The sequence below is a fragment of the Paenibacillus antri genome (assembly GCF_005765165.1).
GTDB lineage: Bacteria > Bacillota > Bacilli > Paenibacillales > YIM-B00363 > Paenibacillus_AE > Paenibacillus_AE antri.
In genome coordinates, this window is record NZ_VCIW01000019.1 from 148,396 (window position 1) to 163,935 (window position 15,540).

The following is a 15,540-nucleotide window of genomic DNA, read 5'->3' on the forward strand; positions in this document are numbered from 1 at the left end:
TAAAAACGCCTGTATGTCGCTATTGCAGCATTCGTGTCATACAGGCGCACTTCGTATCCGGTTGTAGGTCGGCTTATTGATCCTTGTTCTCGTATTGCTTCATCAGCGCGGCCAGCTCGTCTTCGACGGCCTTATCCTTGCCGAGCTCCTTGAACTCGTCGTCGAGCGACTTGCCCTTAGACGCGTACAAGCTGTTGCTCGCTTCGGCCTGCGCCTCCATCTGAAGCATCTTCTCTTCCATCCGCTTGAGGCCCGCGGAGGCCGAATCGGATCCGAAGCCGTTCATCGCTTTGTTGATTTCGGTCTGCGCCTTCGCCGCGTTATAACGAGCGACGAGCATCTCGCGCTTGTTCTTCAGCTCCGTCAATTCCTTGCGCATCTCTTCCAGCTTCGCGCGAAGGTCGTTGGCCAGCTTCAGGTTCAGGTCGTACCCGGACTTGTATTCGGCCATCTTGCTTTCGGCGGCTTTCTTCTCTTCCAACGCGCGGCGCGCCAAGTCGACGTTCTGCGCCTGCGCCGCCATATGGGCTTGCTGCGTGCGTTTCTCCACGAGCTCGACTTGCTCTTCGTAGAGCCGCTTGAACTTCTTCTCCAGTGCGATCTGCGCGGCCACCGCTTTCTCCGCGTCTCCCAAGTCCTCGGTCATATCCCGGATGTATTGATCCGTCAGTTTGATCGGATCCTCCGCCTTGTCGATCAACGCGTTGACGTTAGACAGAGTGAGATCTCGAAGCCTCTTAAACAAAGACAATATCGCCGCCTCCTAAAGATTGAGTATCGAATACATATCCATACGTACGGGGGCGATGTCGGGTTTCATCCGCCTCCGATAAAACAGAAAGAGAGATGAGTTTCCCATCTCATCCCTCTGCAATGTTCTCTATCCGATTCCATCCGTCGAAGTTTCCCGATTATCTGCCGAGCTTCTTCGACCCGCCGCCCTTGCCTTGCAGCGCCAATAGGTTCGTGTCGTAGCTGAACGTCAGCTGCGACTTCGTCCGGTGCCGCTTCAGCGCGAGCTGAATGAGCTGGCCGGTCATCTGTTCGAAGCTCTTGCCCTTCGGCTCCCATAGGTAGAACGCTAGCGATCCAGGGATCGTATTGATCTCGTTGACATACACCTTGCCTTCGTCTTGGTCGATGAGGAAGTCGATCCGCGACACGCCGTTGCAGCCGAGCTCGAGGAACGTCTGCTTCGCTAACGCTTGAACTTCCTCCGTCATCTCCGGCGAGATATTGGCGGGAATGATGCGGCTCGTCCCGGACATGCCCTTCGACGCTTGATTCAAGTATTTATCTTGGTAGCTCAAAATTTCGCTCGTCTTGAGCACTTCCTCGCAGACGGACACCTCCGCCGACTCGTGGTCCCCGATGACCGAGCAGTTGACCTCTTTCAAATTTTGGACCACTCGCTCGATAATGACCTTGTCCGCGAAGCCGAAGGCGTTCCCGAGCGCGCTCGTCAGCTCTTCCGTGTCCTCGGCGATCTCGATGCCGACGCTCGAGCCGAGGTTCGCCGGCTTGACGATGACCGGGTACTTCAGCTGCGCTTCGGCCTTGGCGATGCAGGAGCCCGGATCCTCCGACCATTGGTGATTGTAAAACGTTACGAAATCCACGACCGGCAGCCCGGCGCTGCGGACGACGGCTTTCATGACGACCTTATCCATGCCGAGCGCCGAGGACAATACGTCGCAGCCGACGTAAGGCACCTTCTGGAACTCTAGCAAGCCCTGCAGCGCGCCGTCCTCGCCGAACGTCCCGTGGGTGACGGGGAACGCGACGTGGATTTCGTCGACGACCGGATTCTTGAACCAAGATTTCCTGGTCGCGATCAACTGATGCGCTCCGCTCTCGTTCGTAAACAGCGTTACGTTCGTGCTCTTCCGAAGCAAACCCGGGAGATCCTTGTATTCGTCGATGGAGCCGACCGCTTCGCCGGTATACCACTTGCCCTCTTTCGTAATATATATCGGGACAGGCTCATATTTATCTCTCGGGATCGCATGATAAGCCTGCAGACCGGAGATGACGGACACCTCGTGCTCTACCGACATCCCTCCGAATAGGACTCCGACGCGTATTTTCATAAGTAAGAAATCCTCCGTTTATTCGTTATAATTGTCGGGCAAGTCGTTCTCGAGAAGGACGACGGTGTGTTCGTTCGCGAACCCTTGCAGGAACTGAAGCCCTTCTTGGAGATGCTTCGCCACGCGGAAGTTCGCGTAACCGGCGGCTTGCAGCGCATCCTGCATCGGCTTCGTCTGCTTCGGCCCGACTAGAATAATATAATCGCACACCTTCGCGGCCGCTTCGGCGAAGGCATAATTGTATTCATACTCTTTCGCGCCCAGCTCGATCATTCCGGGGGTCACGAGAATCTTCTTCTCAGGCATCTGCGCTAGCACCGCGAGCGCCGCCTTGGAGCCGACCGGATTCGAATTGAAGCTGTCGTCGAGAATCGTCAAATTCCCGTTCTTCTTGAGCTCCAACCGATGCTTGACGGGTTTGACCTTGCGGATATACATCGCCAGCTTCGGCAGCGGAATGCCCAAGGTATCGCCGACGGCGATGCACGCCAGCAGGTTTTGAATGTTGTGTTCGCCGAGCAGCGCGGTTTCGAACTCCTGAACCGCGCCGTTCCGGACCCGCACCGCGAAGGCGCAGCCGTTGCGGGAATAGCGAACGTTCTCCGCGTAATAATCCGTGTCCGGGTTGCGGCTGCCGTACGTCACGACCTTGCATCGCAGGTTCGACTTCCGCAGCTGATCGGCCACGTTCTCGTCGTCCAAATTGAGGAACGCGACGCCGTCCGCGGGCAGCGCTTCGGCGAGCTCGAATTTGGTCGCTTTCACATTTTCCAAACTCTTGAAGGTTTCTAAGTGCTGCTCCCCGATCGCCGTAATGATGCCGTATTTCGGATGCACGATATCGCAAATTTCCTTGATGTCGCCCTTCTGCTTCGCGCCCATCTCGCTGATGAATATCTCGTGCGTCGGCTGCAGGTACGTGCGGATCGTCTTGGTGACGCCCATCGGCGTATTGTAGCTCTCCGGCGTCATGAGCACATGATAGGACTGAGACAACACCGTCGATAGAAAATGCTTCACGCTCGTCTTCCCGAACGAACCGGTGATCCCGATGACCTGCGTCGAGGCGTGCCGCTCGATTTTCTTGCGCGCATCGTTAATATAATAATTGTTGATCTGATGCTCGATCGGTTTATTGACGGTATTCGCAAGGAGGATGAAGACCGCGGGAAGCAGGGTGACCGCGTACATGGCCAAGGCTGCGAACGGTGTCCACGGCAGGAGCGCGCCGACCAAGACGACCAGCAAGATCGCCGTCGTCGTCAGCAGCCGCTTCACGCGGGCGGTATAGACCAGCTTCTTCTTTTCGATTTCCTTCGGTACGGTCAGCGTCAAGAGCAGGAACGCCGCGATCCAAGCGATGTGACCCCATAACGGTTTGTCCATGGCGAACAGGATCAAGGGAACGATCGGCAAGACGTCCATGACGCGGATCGTTCGCTTGAAATTTCCCATGTACCAGTTCCACAGCCGCAGATTGCGGTAGGAATTCAGCTGCAGCATATGCATGCTCTTGATCAGCTTCCTGCCCGCATAGATCGCCCAGACCGCAATGCTGACGATTTGTAACACCGCTACTAGCGTCATTGGTTGTTCCTCTCGTTCTCTAGGAATTTATTCACGATGATTTCGAACTCTTGAGGTCTCTCCAAGTACGAGAAATGCCCGGCGTTCAGCACGGCGAGGCCGGCGTCCGGCAGCAGCGATTCCATGAGCTTCGCGTCGGCGATCGGCGTCGCAGTGTCGTGTTGCCCCCAGATCAGCAGCGTGGAGCATCGAATGCCCGGCAGCAGATGGCGCAAGTCCGTATTGACGACCCGAACGAGCGTCTGCTGCATGACCCCCGATACGTTCTTGTAGTCCTCGGAGCCGACCCGACCCTTCATATAAGTAAGAATGCGATCCCGGTACAGATGCAGTCCCGGAAGTCTCAATACGTGCTTCACGAGCTTGTACGTGTATACTTTCACATAGTACTGCGGCTTGCGTTTCGGCTTGATGCCCGCGCTGTTGACGAGAATCATCTTCTTCACGGGATACTGCGAGGCGTATTGAATGCTGATTCTTCCGCCGTTGGAATGTCCCACGAGAATCGGGGAGGAGATGCCGAGCTGCTCGAAGAACTTGCGGACGAACTGCGTGTACTCCTCGACGCCCCAAGGCACGGGAGGCTCCGAGCTTAACCCGAAGCCGGGCAAGTCGATCGCGTATACGCGGAAAAAGCGGGACAGATTCTCTTGAATTCTATGGAATGTGCCCAGTTCCGCCCCCCAGCCGTGCAGCAGTACGACGTCCTGTCCTTCTCCCTTCACCGAATAATGTATCTGTAGATTATCGATGGTGATGTTCAATCCTATCGCATCCCTTATGTGGTACTTAAAATAAAAAAATCATATCACACCCTCTGAACCGGGAACAACATGATCGCCGCCGCGGAGATAACCTCTGTTCTATATATGCGTCGTGCTTGTTTCGATATAACCCGAAATATCCATAGCTATGATGTCCATCGCCCCATGCGCGGATACCCTAATCATACCATGAATCGGGCAAAGGAAAATCCACAACCTACGGCGGTCGTGGATTTCTTCGCTTCAGTATTACCTAGCATCACTTCGCAATACCGGGGCGCACCAGCCGGCCAAGGCAACACTTGACATGACCAGGCACCCCTTTGTAATACCGAGTATTACTCGGTATTACTTTGTCTTACTCGCTACATCCAAGCTTCGATATCGTCGTCGTCGATGTCGTCGTCGACGTTCCGCTTCGCCGCGGGAGGCTCCGCGTCCTCGATCCGCGCCGCCGGAGACTCCGGCTCCACCCGAACCTCTTGTCTCCCAGCCGCGATCTCCGCCGTTCCTTCGCGAACGTCCCTAAGCGCTTGCATCGCTTCGACCGACGGCGCAAGACGTTCCGTTGCGGGAGCGATGTCCGGCGCGATGCCCCCCGGAACGGGCGAAGCGGTCCCCAGCACGTTCCGTTCCACCGGGATGAACGTCTGCAAATTGCGGACCCCGTTTCGCACGATTTCGTGTTCGATCAGGTAGCGCAAGGAATCCATCAGATTCGTCTGGGCATTAATCCAGTTCATGACGAGCGGATCTTCCGTTTTCTTCGTCTTTAAGCTGATGTTCTCTCCAGGTTGTTTCGTCTTTTTCACGCTTGCCACCTTCCGGTATCCCCTTACCTCTTGCCTTACGCCTTCTTCCTAATCTCGATTAGGCCGGCTGCACGGCTTTATTCTTCAGCGCCTCGTAGATTTTCCCGCGAACGAAGGCATCCAGTCCCATCGCATTCATCTGCACCGCATAGGTCGGCGGGATGTACAACAGCTGCATCTCCCTTTCGACGCACAGCTCCTCGAGCCGCGGATAGAGCAGCGAACGCATGAGGATGCTGCCTCCGCCGTAGACGCAGATCAAGTCGATCTCGTTCCGCGTCTTGGTCAGCTGCCGCTTGACGTTCTGTACGATCTGGCGGACTTGGCTTTCGAGCGGCCGCTTCAACGTCTTGATCGCGCGGGCGTGGTACTTATGCTTCGGATTTTTGATGACGTCGCTGAAAAACTGTCTCGGGCTGTCGGGCAAGTGGATGAGCCGGTTGAACTCGTCCAGCGCTTCTTCGATGGCATATCCGGTCCCATGGTGGCTGCCGTGGACGAATTGACGGAGGAACTTGTTCCCTTCGGTAACGGGATATTCCGTCGAACCGTCGCCGATATCTACATGAAGGATCCGTTTCTCCTTGAAGTAGTTGCCATTGAACTTCTTGTCCAGCTCATAGGTTTCTACGAATTCCTCGAAAATGTCCCCTTCCCGCCAGTTGCCTTCCGCGTCCTTCTGGAGCGCGAAGATGACGGGCGTCGCTTCCGGGACGACCTTCGCGAACGGGAAGGCGATCTTGACCGCCACGCGGTGAATGCCCAGATGAACCGTTACGCGGTGGGTTCCGGTCATGAAGCGCCGCTCGAACTTCGCCGACGTCTCGTCGGTGTGCTGCGTGACCGGCAGCGCCGTGGCCATATCGACGTCCACGTCGATCTGCTCCGGTACTTTCTTCTCTTCGTCGTAAGCCTTCTGTACCGCGATCGCCGCGATCTGCGCGAGCGTGTTGACGATCGGAAGGTCCATGTCGCACTTCATATCGATGCCGATCTGCAGGTTGTCCAACACTTCGCCGCTCTCGAGCGCGAATTTGCCGACATAATACATCCCCGGCCGCGCCGCCGGAGAATCGACCGTGACGACCAACTGGTCCTGGAGGTTCTTAATGAAGCTCTCGGGCGCTTGCTCCTCGCTCCACGGCAGCTCGTCCACCGCGCAATTGACGTTCGGCTGCTGAATTAACTTGCCGTCTATGATCAGATCATGTTCGCTGTTTCCGTTGTCGTTGCCTACGAAAAAATGATAATTCATAGAAATTCCCTCCTAATATGTAAAACCCACAAGTAACACTTTGACATACTCGGTGTTATTCGACAACCTCTAATGGACCCACTCCAACATTTCCCACCCCCGGTCCTACGCTCCATTGCGAAAAAGAGGCCGTCCCGGTCATCGCCTTCGCGTGCGACTTCCGAGACCGCCTCTCTTGCTTGTTTCCTCCGGGATGCATATTGCCCATTTTTCACGCCTATTGGTTCGTCAGCTTATCCGGGTTGTACCGGGCTCCGAGCTTGTTCGCGATATACGTTTCGTAAATTTCCCGCTCTACGGGGTCGTCTACGTGGCACACCTCGATCTTCGCCACTTCGTTCCGATGGTCCTTGATCGGCGATACCGTATCTTCGAAGTGCTTCTTGATACGCTGCCGCAGCTTCCGGGCTTTCCCGACGAAGAGCAATTCGTCCTTGTCGTTATAGAACATGAAGATGCCGCCCTTCTCCCTGGTGATCAGGTGGAAGTCGGTAAAGCCGTAGATGTGGCTCAGCTCGGGAGCTTGCTGTTTGTAAATCGTGACGTCCGGCGTCGGGACCGTTATCGTAATCATCCGTATCCACTTCCTCTTTCCATATAGAGCTTCATCGTAACATAGATGCGCGTTATTCGATAGTTTACCCATTAGAGCGGTCGACTTTTCCCGTAAGAGGCTACTCCTCTGCATATTTATCTTTCATGATGCTCGAGCCCGCTCCGCCGACGACCATGAGGAGCAGCGGTCCGAAGTTCCATAGGAACGACCCGCCGGCTAAGGGAATGCTCGATCCGGCGACTTTGTTCAGCAGCAGAACGCCCAGCTTGCTCGCCAACAGAACGACGCCGAGCAGGAACAACACATCGAACGTATACTTCAGCCGCGGATACGCCAGCTTTTTGCTGTCTCGAATCACTTGTTTCGTCAACCCCTCGTCGCTTCGCAACAATTCATCGATCGTTACGCCGAACAGATCGCTCAAGTGAATGATCACTTCGATGCTCGGATAGTTCTGGCCGTTCTCCCATTTGGATACGGACTGTCGACTGACGAACAGCTTCTCCGCCAAATCCTCTTGGGACCATCCTCTCTTCTTTCGTTCCTGTTTCAACTTCTCGGCGAACACCATTCCGACAGCCGCCTCTCTTCTTACGATGATATAGGCCCATTATTATAGCCCCCCGTAAAAATGTAAAGATCGCTATGGTTGCGAGCCTCCGCAACCGCCGGTTGCATGAGAATTCTCTTGCATATCCGCGATCCGCAAGGGACATCCTACGTTCGAACGCAAAGAAAAAGCGACCCGCAACAGGTCGCTTCTTCATGCCATATTTACACGTAAGCGGGAACCTTCTTCTCTTCCGCCGCGGCGCTCGCAAGACCGAGCGTCTTCGCCGTCGAAGCGTGAATGTCCCGAACCAAGTCCGGGTTCTTCGCAAGGGATGCGCCGTACGAAGGAATCATCTCCTTCAGCTTCGGCTCCCAAGCTTGGATTTGCTGCGGGAAGCACTTCGCGATGACCTCGAGCATGACGGACACGGCGGTGGACGCCCCCGGGGACGCGCCGAGCAAGGCGGCGATCGAGCCGTCCGCGGCGTTGATGACCTCCGTGCCGAATTGGAGCGTGCCTCGGCCGGCGGCCGTATCCTTAATAATCTGGACGCGTTGGCCCGCGACGATTAATTCCCAATCTTCGCTCTTGGCGTCCGGAACGAATTCGCGCAACGCTTCCATCCGCTGCTCCTTAGACAATAAGACCTGCTTGATCAGGTATGTCGTGAGCGACATGTTCTTCACGCCGGCCGCCAGCATCGTGACGAGGTTATGCGGCTTGACGGAAGTGATCAGGTCGAACATGGAACCGAACTTCAGGAACTTCGGCGAGAAGCCGGCGAACGGTCCGAAGAACAAAGATTCCTGCTTGTCGATCACCCGCGTGTCCAGATGCGGCACGGACATCGGCGGAGCGCCGACCGACGCCTTGCCGTATACCTTCGCGCGATGCTTCGCGACGATCTCGGGGTTCCGGCATACCATGAAGAGCCCGCTGACCGGGAAGCCGCCGATGCCTTTGCCTTCCGGAATGCCGGACTTCTGCAGCAGGTGGAGGCTTCCGCCGCCGCCGCCGATGAAGACGAATTTCGCTTGACGCCGTTCGACGGCGCCGCTCTCGACGTTCCGCACTTTCAAATCCCAAGAGCCGTCGGAAGCCCGCATTATATCGTCGACTTGATGCTTATATTGGATTTCGACGTTCTTGTTCTTCAGGTGGTCGAACAAGATACGCGTTAACGCGCCGAAGTTCACGTCCGTGCCGGACTCGATTCTCGTCGCCGCGATCGGTCCGTTCGATATCCGGTCCTTCATCATCAACGGAATCCATTCCGCCAGCTTCGCCCGGTCGTCGGAATATTCCATCCCTTGGAACAGCGGATGGGCGGACATCGCTTCGAACCGTTTCCGCAAGAAGGTAACGTCCTGCTCTCCTTGCACGAAGCTCATATGCGGTACCGGAGAGATGAAGTCCCGCGGGTTGCGGATCAAGCTGCTGTTCACGAGATAAGACCAGAATTGCCTCGACACCTGGAACTCTTCGTTCACTTTAATCGCCTTGCTGATATCTATGGAACCGTCCGGCTTCTCGACGGTGTAGTTTAACTCGCACAACGAAGCATGCCCCGTCCCCGCATTGTTCCACTCGTTGGAGCTTTCCTCTCCTGCCGTCGCGCGGCGCTCGATCACCGTAATGCTCCAGTCCGGCATTAACTCCTTCAAGAGCGAACCCAAGGTCGCGCTCATGATTCCCGCTCCGATTAAGATCACGTCTGTTTTCTGTAGTCTATCGTTCATGATTACCGTCCTTTATCCCCTACGATTTGCAGAAAGGATGTAGGAACCGAATTCGTCACACATCTTTTCTGGATCAACTATTACCTTATCATAGTTTATCACTATTTTAGATTATAATATTTATCGAATTTTTAACAGAAACGCGCGATCGGTTCATTCTCCCCAATTTTTTTTACTAATCATATGCGCAAATCTGGAAAATGACATAGAAAAAGGGCCTCGCGGCCCCTCCTCTAGTGTTCATGTTCCATGCCCGAGCCCGAAAGACGTCTCGACACTTGCGCCTCCGTTCCCGGCTCGACGACGACGAACTGCCCCATCATGCCGCTGTCCTCGTGGTATAAGAGATGGCAGTGGTACATGTACGGCGTCTCGGGGTCGGGATGGCTGCCGAATTCGACCGCGACTCGGACGGTCGTACCGTTCGGGACGAACACCGTATCCTTCCTGCCCCGTTCGTAGATCGCCGGGGGTTGTCCGTTCTTGTCCAGCACGGTGAAGACGGCATCGTGGATATGGAAGTTATGGTCCCATCCCCGATTCGAAATTTCCCAGATTTCTCGGGCACCGGCCGGGACGACCTCGTCGATCCGATTCATATCCATCGGCTTCCCGTTGATCGCGGACTCCGTCGTAAGCACGAACTTCCGAACCGTTGCGTCCTCCGACGCTTCGATCGACGGTTCGGCGGACAACCGGCTCGGGAGCGGCGCGGAAGCCGCGAGCTCCCGGTCGGCGACGATCTTGACCAGATCGAACTCGCCGTTTCCGATGCCGTCCTCGCCTGCGAAGCTGTGCAAGATCGTCTCCTCGCCCGCTTGGAATTCGACGACGATCTCGGCGCGTTCACCCGGGCTCAAGAGGAGGCGGTTCAGGGATACCGGCTCTTGCAGAAGCCCCGCGTCGTTCCCGACCAGGGCGAACGACCGGTCGTCCGAGAAGCCGATCTGGAACGCGCGCGCATTCGAACCGTTCAACAGGCGGAAGCGCACCTGGCTGGCGGTAATTTTCAAGTATGGGTCGTACGTTCCGTTAATCAGGATCTGATCGCCCAGCATCCCGAACGGGGTTAGGTCCATGCTTTCGTGGAAGGTGCCGTCGCCCTTGAACCGCTTATCTTGCACGACGATCGGAATGTCGTCCACCCCGTATTCCGACGGCAGCTTCTTGGACTCCTCGTCCTCGATCAGAAATAACCCGGCGAGTCCGCGATACACGTGCAGCGCCGTCTTCCCGTGCAAGTGCGGATGGTACCAGGTCGTCGCCGCCGGCTGCTCGATCGTCCAATGCGGCTTCCACGTCGCTCCCGCTTCGATCATCTGGTGCGGTCCGCCGTCCATCTTCGCCGGCAATAACATCCCATGCCAATGCAAGGTGGAGCGTTCCGGCAGCCGATTCACGACGTCGAATGCGACCCGGTCGCCGCGCGACGCGCGAATCGTCGGTCCTAAATACGATCCGTTGATGCCCCAGGTCGGCGTGCGCTTCCCTTCGAAAAACTCGGTCGTCCCCGGCTGCATCGTTAACGTGAATCGCTTCTCTCCTTCGCTGTCCACGGTCGGCTCCAAGAGCGGAGGAATATGCAGCGGATTCGTAAATTCGAGCTCGCCGACATTCGTCGTCGTATTTCCGTCGCAGCCGGCCAAGCCGATCGCGATGCCGACCAGCGACAGCGCGATCGCCCATGTATGAAGTCGTTTCATTTTCTTACTCGTTCCTCTCTATCGATTCATTCTCTTGCCTCCTTATCAATGTACGACATGAATGTTGCGAACTTTTGGCGATCTCCTATGGGTGCTGTGAACGAAGAAAACCCCGAACGCCCGTCGTCGGGGTTTCGAGGCTTCGATTTCTATAAATCTAGCGGGTCGTTATTCGAGAACAAGTCCGGGTTGCCCTTCAACATGCGCGTTAAGACGTCCGCCGTCGCCGCCGCATCGCAAACTCTGACGACGGCTTCGCCGAGCCGCCCCTTCCGCATCGCGCCTGCATCCTCGAGAATCTGGTCGACTTTCCAAAAATGCTCCGACCACCGCAATCCGCAATGCCTGCGGGAAGGAACCGCGATTTCCGTGCCGTCGGGCAATACCGTGTAAAGCGGCTCATGGTCGTCCGTCAAGCGGCCCGGAATGTCCAGCCACTCTTCCACGCCGTGGATGAACGTGTTCCGCCTTAAGTCTACCCCGACTAATAAGATGGTCGCCTTCCGGTCGAGCAGCTTTCCCCAGGCGGAGCCTCTCGCGCACGGCGTATCGAACCGGTGGTCGTCGCCCGTAAACGTTATGGCGTCCCGCCCTATAGCCGCCACCGAATGCGTAGGATGCAGCGACCGCACCGCGCCGGGCCGCTTCCTGAACAGCTCGGGCAGTATCCCGACGCAGGAGGGGGAACGGTCGACGTCGAACCTCGGATTGTCCGCATTGATGTAGGACCAAGTATGGGTGGGAAACGCCAATAGTCCGTCCTTCATATACTCCTCGAATGCATCGAGCACCGCGTCCGCGCCTCCCTCGACCGGTCCCATGCTCTTCAGCGAAGAGTGAACCAGCAGCGTCCCCTTGCGGTCGATGCCGAATTGCTCCAATTGCTTCATCAAGCTCTCTTTCGTATGGATGCGATTCCCCTCCCTTTCGGTCTTTGCATCCATTGTACTCCATTCCAAAAAAAGAAAACCATCCTGTGCTCAGGATGGTCTCGAATGGATTCGTATGACGTTTATCGAACGAGCTGGCGAGCGATGTTCGCCGGCACGGCCGCTACTTTCTTCAATCCTTCTTCGATGATCGCCGCCGCCTGACCCGGATTCGCGTTATGGCCCTCGATCACGACTTCGTCGATAATCTCCATCCCGAACACGCCGCCGAAGACGTTACGCATATAGTTGACGGACATCTCCATGCCCGCGGCTTCCGGAGTCGAATACACGCCGCCGCGCGCGTTCAACAGCACGACTTTCTTGTGTTTCTGGAGCTGAGCCATCGAGCCGTCCGCATTGTATTTGAATGTAAAGCCTGCGGCATACACGTAGTCGATGAAGGTGTGAAGCACGGCCGGGATCGTTAAGTTCCACAGCGGGAAAGCGAAGACGAGCACGTCCGCCGCCGCGAAAGCGTCCATCGCCTTTTGTTTTGCGGCCATGAGACGTCCTTCCGCTTCCGTTAACGCTCCGTTATTTTGCAATTTGCCGAAGGCGCTGAATAGATCTTGTCCGAGATACGGTAGATCCTCGTTGTACAAATCATATGTGGTAACGTTCAACTCTTTGTTTTCGGCTGCGGATGCGATAAATCTCTCGTACATTTTAGTAGATACGCCGTCCGGACGATTATTCGCTTTTACGACCAATACGTTTGTCATTCTGGTTGTCCTCCACGTTTATATATAATTTCTGACCTCCATATCATAAACTATTTTATAGTAAGTTACAATTAATAACTTGATTTGCTTCCTCCCCTTCTCACAACCGATTTAATCCGTTATCCTCCAACATGGCGGATTTGTCCCCGTACTCTCGGATAATATGTTTTTCCCCCCAAGCGCACAGCGAATCCAGTATGGATTGCAGGCTGCTCCCGTAGTCGCTTAGCTCGTATTCCACTTTCGGAGGGACTTGGTTATAGACGATCCGATTGACGATGCCGTCCTCCTCTAACTCCCTTAACTGCTGCGTTAACATTTTTTGCGTAATCCCGGGCATTAGCCGTTTTAAATCGCTTGTTCGTTTCTTCCCGTGCGTCAGATGACACAGAATGACGCACTTCCATTTGCCGCCGATCACTTCCAGCGTCGCCTCGACGGATATATTGTATTTCTTCTTCGTCGGAGCCTCAGTCGCCATAAGGTTTACCCCCTAGATATATATTTCATAGGCACTTTTAAGTACCTATATCACTAAAAAGTACGTACTATCCAACGTCGCCACTATCCAGCATAATAGCATTCACCGGCCGGACTTACTATACATCGTAGGAGTGGAAACATGACATCGGAAAACAAAGGAAACCTTCCGGCTTTGCTGGCGTTAGCCGTCTGCGCCTTCGCCATTGGAACGACCGAGTTTATTAGCGTAGGGCTGCTTCCCCTCATCGCTGAAGACTTTCATATATCGGTGGCGACCGCCGGGCTCACAGTCACCTTGTACGCGCTGGGCGTAACGTTCGGAGCGCCGGTACTCGCCTCGCTGACCGCCGGCATGCCTCGCAAGACGTTATTGCTCTGGATTATGGTTGTGTTTATTGCGGGAAATCTTCTCGCCGCTACGGCCGACGGGATGCTCGTCCTGCTTCTCGCCCGCATCGTTAGCGCCTTATCGCACGGCGTATTCATGTCGATCGGTTCGACGATCGCGGCCGATCTCGTCCCGGAACGTCGCCGCGCGAGCGCCATCTCGATTATGTTCTCCGGGTTGACCGTCGCGACGGTGACCGGCGTGCCGCTTGGAACTTATATTGGCCAACTCATGGGGTGGCGAACCGCATTTTTCGCGATTGTCGCCATCGGCGTCATCGCGTTGCTGGCGACCGTGGCCTTGGTTTCTTCGAACTTGCCGCAAGCCGCGAAAGTCCCGCTTCGCCGGCAATGGAAGCTCGTCGCGAACGGCCGCTTGCTGCTTGCCTTCGCGATTACGGCTTTGGGGTACGGCGGAACGTTCGTCGTCTTCACCTATTTATCTCCGCTGCTTCGCGACATTACCGGGTTCGGTGAAATGTCCGTCGCTTTAATCCTTCTCGCGTACGGCATCGCCATCGCGATCGGCAATGGGATCGGCGGCAAGGCGGCGAATCGAACCCCCGCTGCGGCTTTGTCCTACATGTTTACGCTGCAGGCGATCGTACTCTTGGCGTTGCTCTTCACCGCTCCGTTCCGAATCGCAGGCTTGGTTACGGTTCTCTTCATGGGGTTATTCGCCTTCATGAACGTCCCCGGTCTTCAAGTGTACGTCGTGATGCTGGCGGAACGGTTCGCGCCCGGAGCGAAGGATGTCGCCTCCGCCCTTAATATTTCCGCGTTTAACGCGGGCATTGCGATAGGCGCTTACTTGGGCGGCATCGTGGCCGATTCTATAGGATTGATTCATACGACATGGATCGGAGCGCTGATGGTTTTCGGGGCGGCGGCGCTCACGATGGGCGCCCGGATGTTAGAACAGAAGGACCAAATTCGGTATGTACTAACGGAGGAATGAACGATGATAAGACATCTGCAAGATACGGTCACGTTGCACAATGGAACTCGGATGCCCGGACTCGGACTTGGGGTATTCAAAGTAGAGGAGGGCGCGGCCTTGGTGCAAGCGGTCCGATCCGCCGTCGTCCACGGATACCGGAGTGTCGACACGGCTTCGATCTACGGGAACGAGCGCGGCGTCGGCGAAGGCATCCGACGAGCTCTGTTAGAGAACGGGCTTCGGAGGGAGAATCTCTTCGTCACGTCCAAGGTGTGGAACGCCGACTTGGGGTACGAGAGCACATTAGCGGCTTATGAAGATAGTTTAGAGAAGCTGGGACTCGACTACCTCGATTTGTATTTGATCCATTGGCCGGTCACAGAGAAATATAAAGAGGCCTGGAGGGCGCTTGAAACGTTGTATCAAGAAGGACGCGTGAAAGCCATTGGGGTCAGCAATTTTCAAATCCATCACCTTGAAGATTTATTAAGCGTCGCCCGGGTCAAGCCGATGGTCAACCAGGTCGAGTTCCACCCGCGCCTTACGCAGAAACCGTTGCTTCGCTTCTCGAAGGAGCAAGGCATTCAACTGGAAGCTTGGTCTCCTCTTATGCAAGGCGAACTGCTTGAGCATCCGACGTTGTCGGAGTTGGCGGCGAAATACGGCAAGTCCGTCGCGCAAATTATATTGCGCTGGGATGTGCAGCACGGCGTGGTGACGATCCCGAAATCGACGAAGGAACATCGCATCGTCGAAAATGCGGCATTGTTCGACTTCGCGCTCAGCGAGGAAGACATGCAGCGAATCGATGGCTTGAATCAAGATCTCCGCGTCGGTCCCGACCCGGACAACTTCGATTTTTGAAGAGATTGTACAAAGGCGCTCCCGTCATTGAACTGTGACCCCATTGGCGGACAGTTTGAAGAAAGCCCTCGGCGGCTAAGCCGCCAAAAGATGACTCCTGTATTCATTGGGGGTCATCTTTTTTAATGACCATTGGTAGCGCCCCGTATTGTA

The 15,540-nt window shown here is 55.6% G+C and carries 15 protein-coding genes; 2 read left to right on the plus strand and 13 right to left on the minus strand.

Annotation, left to right across the window (positions count from 1 at the left end; translation table 11 throughout):
* Positions 1-73 precede the first annotated feature (73 nt).
* The 13 genes from FE782_RS24210 to FE782_RS24270 all read right to left on the minus strand — a co-directional run bounded on the left by FE782_RS24210 (position 74) and on the right by FE782_RS24270 (position 13,194).
* Positions 74-751: a PspA/IM30 family protein gene (locus FE782_RS24210; RefSeq protein ID WP_138196927.1), complete on the minus strand. Its 678-nt coding sequence runs from the start codon at positions 749-751 to the stop codon at positions 74-76.
* 160 nt (positions 752-911) lie between these two features.
* The gene (locus FE782_RS24215; protein ID WP_138196928.1) at positions 912-2,090 is read right to left on the minus strand and encodes a D-alanine--D-alanine ligase family protein; all 1,179 of its coding nucleotides are present in this window, start codon (positions 2,088-2,090) and stop codon (positions 912-914) included.
* An 18-nt stretch (positions 2,091-2,108) separates the two neighbouring features.
* Entirely contained in the window at positions 2,109-3,677 is a 1,569-nt protein-coding gene (locus FE782_RS24220; protein ID WP_138196929.1) for a UDP-N-acetylmuramoyl-tripeptide--D-alanyl-D-alanine ligase, read from the minus strand.
* Positions 3,674-4,441: an alpha/beta fold hydrolase gene (locus tag FE782_RS24225; protein WP_138196930.1), complete on the minus strand. Its 768-nt coding sequence runs from the start codon at positions 4,439-4,441 to the stop codon at positions 3,674-3,676. Before FE782_RS24225 ends, FE782_RS24220 begins: the two co-directional genes overlap by 4 nt.
* A 365-nt stretch (positions 4,442-4,806) precedes the next feature.
* On the minus strand, positions 4,807-5,262 hold the full coding sequence (locus tag FE782_RS24230) for a hypothetical protein (protein WP_238392643.1): 456 nt from the start codon (positions 5,260-5,262) through the stop codon (positions 4,807-4,809).
* A gap of 49 nt (positions 5,263-5,311) precedes the next feature.
* On the minus strand, positions 5,312-6,508 hold the full coding sequence (locus FE782_RS24235) for a ParM/StbA family protein (RefSeq protein ID WP_138196931.1): 1,197 nt from the start codon (positions 6,506-6,508) through the stop codon (positions 5,312-5,314).
* 217 nt (positions 6,509-6,725) lie between these two features.
* The gene (locus FE782_RS24240; protein WP_138196932.1) at positions 6,726-7,082 is read right to left on the minus strand and encodes a nucleotide excision repair endonuclease; all 357 of its coding nucleotides are present in this window, start codon (positions 7,080-7,082) and stop codon (positions 6,726-6,728) included.
* A 100-nt stretch (positions 7,083-7,182) separates the two neighbouring features.
* Entirely contained in the window at positions 7,183-7,635 is a 453-nt protein-coding gene (locus FE782_RS24245; RefSeq protein ID WP_138196933.1) for a helix-turn-helix domain-containing protein, read from the minus strand.
* A 203-nt stretch (positions 7,636-7,838) separates the two neighbouring features.
* Positions 7,839-9,356, minus strand: a complete 1,518-nt coding sequence (locus FE782_RS24250) for a malate:quinone oxidoreductase (RefSeq protein ID WP_138196934.1) — start codon at positions 9,354-9,356, stop codon at positions 7,839-7,841.
* 233 nt (positions 9,357-9,589) lie between these two features.
* Positions 9,590-11,059 carry a multicopper oxidase family protein gene (locus FE782_RS24255; RefSeq protein ID WP_138196935.1) on the minus strand — a complete coding sequence of 490 codons (1,470 nt, stop codon included), beginning with the start codon at positions 11,057-11,059 and terminating at the stop codon, positions 9,590-9,592.
* A gap of 149 nt (positions 11,060-11,208) precedes the next feature.
* On the minus strand, positions 11,209-11,970 hold the full coding sequence (locus FE782_RS24260) for an AAC(3) family N-acetyltransferase (protein ID WP_138196954.1): 762 nt from the start codon (positions 11,968-11,970) through the stop codon (positions 11,209-11,211).
* 101 nt (positions 11,971-12,071) lie between these two features.
* Positions 12,072-12,713 carry an FMN-dependent NADH-azoreductase gene (locus FE782_RS24265; RefSeq protein ID WP_138196936.1) on the minus strand — a complete coding sequence of 214 codons (642 nt, stop codon included), beginning with the start codon at positions 12,711-12,713 and terminating at the stop codon, positions 12,072-12,074.
* A 100-nt stretch (positions 12,714-12,813) separates the two neighbouring features.
* The gene (locus tag FE782_RS24270) at positions 12,814-13,194 is read right to left on the minus strand and encodes a winged helix-turn-helix transcriptional regulator (protein WP_138196937.1); all 381 of its coding nucleotides are present in this window, start codon (positions 13,192-13,194) and stop codon (positions 12,814-12,816) included.
* Between the two features lie 141 nt (positions 13,195-13,335).
* Here FE782_RS24270 and FE782_RS24275 point away from each other — a divergent pair, with 141 nt between their 5' ends.
* Complete coding sequence (locus tag FE782_RS24275) at positions 13,336-14,541, plus strand: MFS transporter (RefSeq protein WP_138196938.1); 1,206 nt, start codon at positions 13,336-13,338, stop codon at positions 14,539-14,541.
* Between the two features lie 3 nt (positions 14,542-14,544).
* Positions 14,545-15,387, plus strand: a complete 843-nt coding sequence (locus FE782_RS24280) for an aldo/keto reductase (protein ID WP_138196939.1) — start codon at positions 14,545-14,547, stop codon at positions 15,385-15,387.
* The last annotated feature ends 153 nt before the right edge of the window (positions 15,388-15,540 follow it).

What these genes read in the sequence shown, in the direction of transcription:
- FE782_RS24235 (WP_138196931.1), bottom strand. Translation starts at nt 6,508, where the DNA reads ATGAATTATCATTTTTTCGTAGGCAACGACAACGGAAACAGCGAACAT.
- FE782_RS24265 (WP_138196936.1), bottom strand. Translation starts at nt 12,713, where the DNA reads ATGACAAACGTATTGGTCGTAAAAGCGAATAATCGTCCGGACGGCGTA.
- FE782_RS24255 (WP_138196935.1), bottom strand. Translation starts at nt 11,059, where the DNA reads ATGAAACGACTTCATACATGGGCGATCGCGCTGTCGCTGGTCGGCATC.
- FE782_RS24270 (WP_138196937.1), bottom strand. Translation starts at nt 13,194, where the DNA reads ATGGCGACTGAGGCTCCGACGAAGAAGAAATACAATATATCCGTCGAG.
- FE782_RS24215 (WP_138196928.1), bottom strand. Translation starts at nt 2,090, where the DNA reads ATGAAAATACGCGTCGGAGTCCTATTCGGAGGGATGTCGGTAGAGCAC.
- FE782_RS24220 (WP_138196929.1), bottom strand. Translation starts at nt 3,677, where the DNA reads ATGACGCTAGTAGCGGTGTTACAAATCGTCAGCATTGCGGTCTGGGCG.
- FE782_RS24280 (WP_138196939.1), top strand. Translation starts at nt 14,545, where the DNA reads ATGATAAGACATCTGCAAGATACGGTCACGTTGCACAATGGAACTCGG.
- FE782_RS24250 (WP_138196934.1), bottom strand. Translation starts at nt 9,356, where the DNA reads ATGAACGATAGACTACAGAAAACAGACGTGATCTTAATCGGAGCGGGA.
- FE782_RS24245 (WP_138196933.1), bottom strand. Translation starts at nt 7,635, where the DNA reads ATGGTGTTCGCCGAGAAGTTGAAACAGGAACGAAAGAAGAGAGGATGG.
- FE782_RS24240 (WP_138196932.1), bottom strand. Translation starts at nt 7,082, where the DNA reads ATGATTACGATAACGGTCCCGACGCCGGACGTCACGATTTACAAACAG.
- FE782_RS24275 (WP_138196938.1), top strand. Translation starts at nt 13,336, where the DNA reads ATGACATCGGAAAACAAAGGAAACCTTCCGGCTTTGCTGGCGTTAGCC.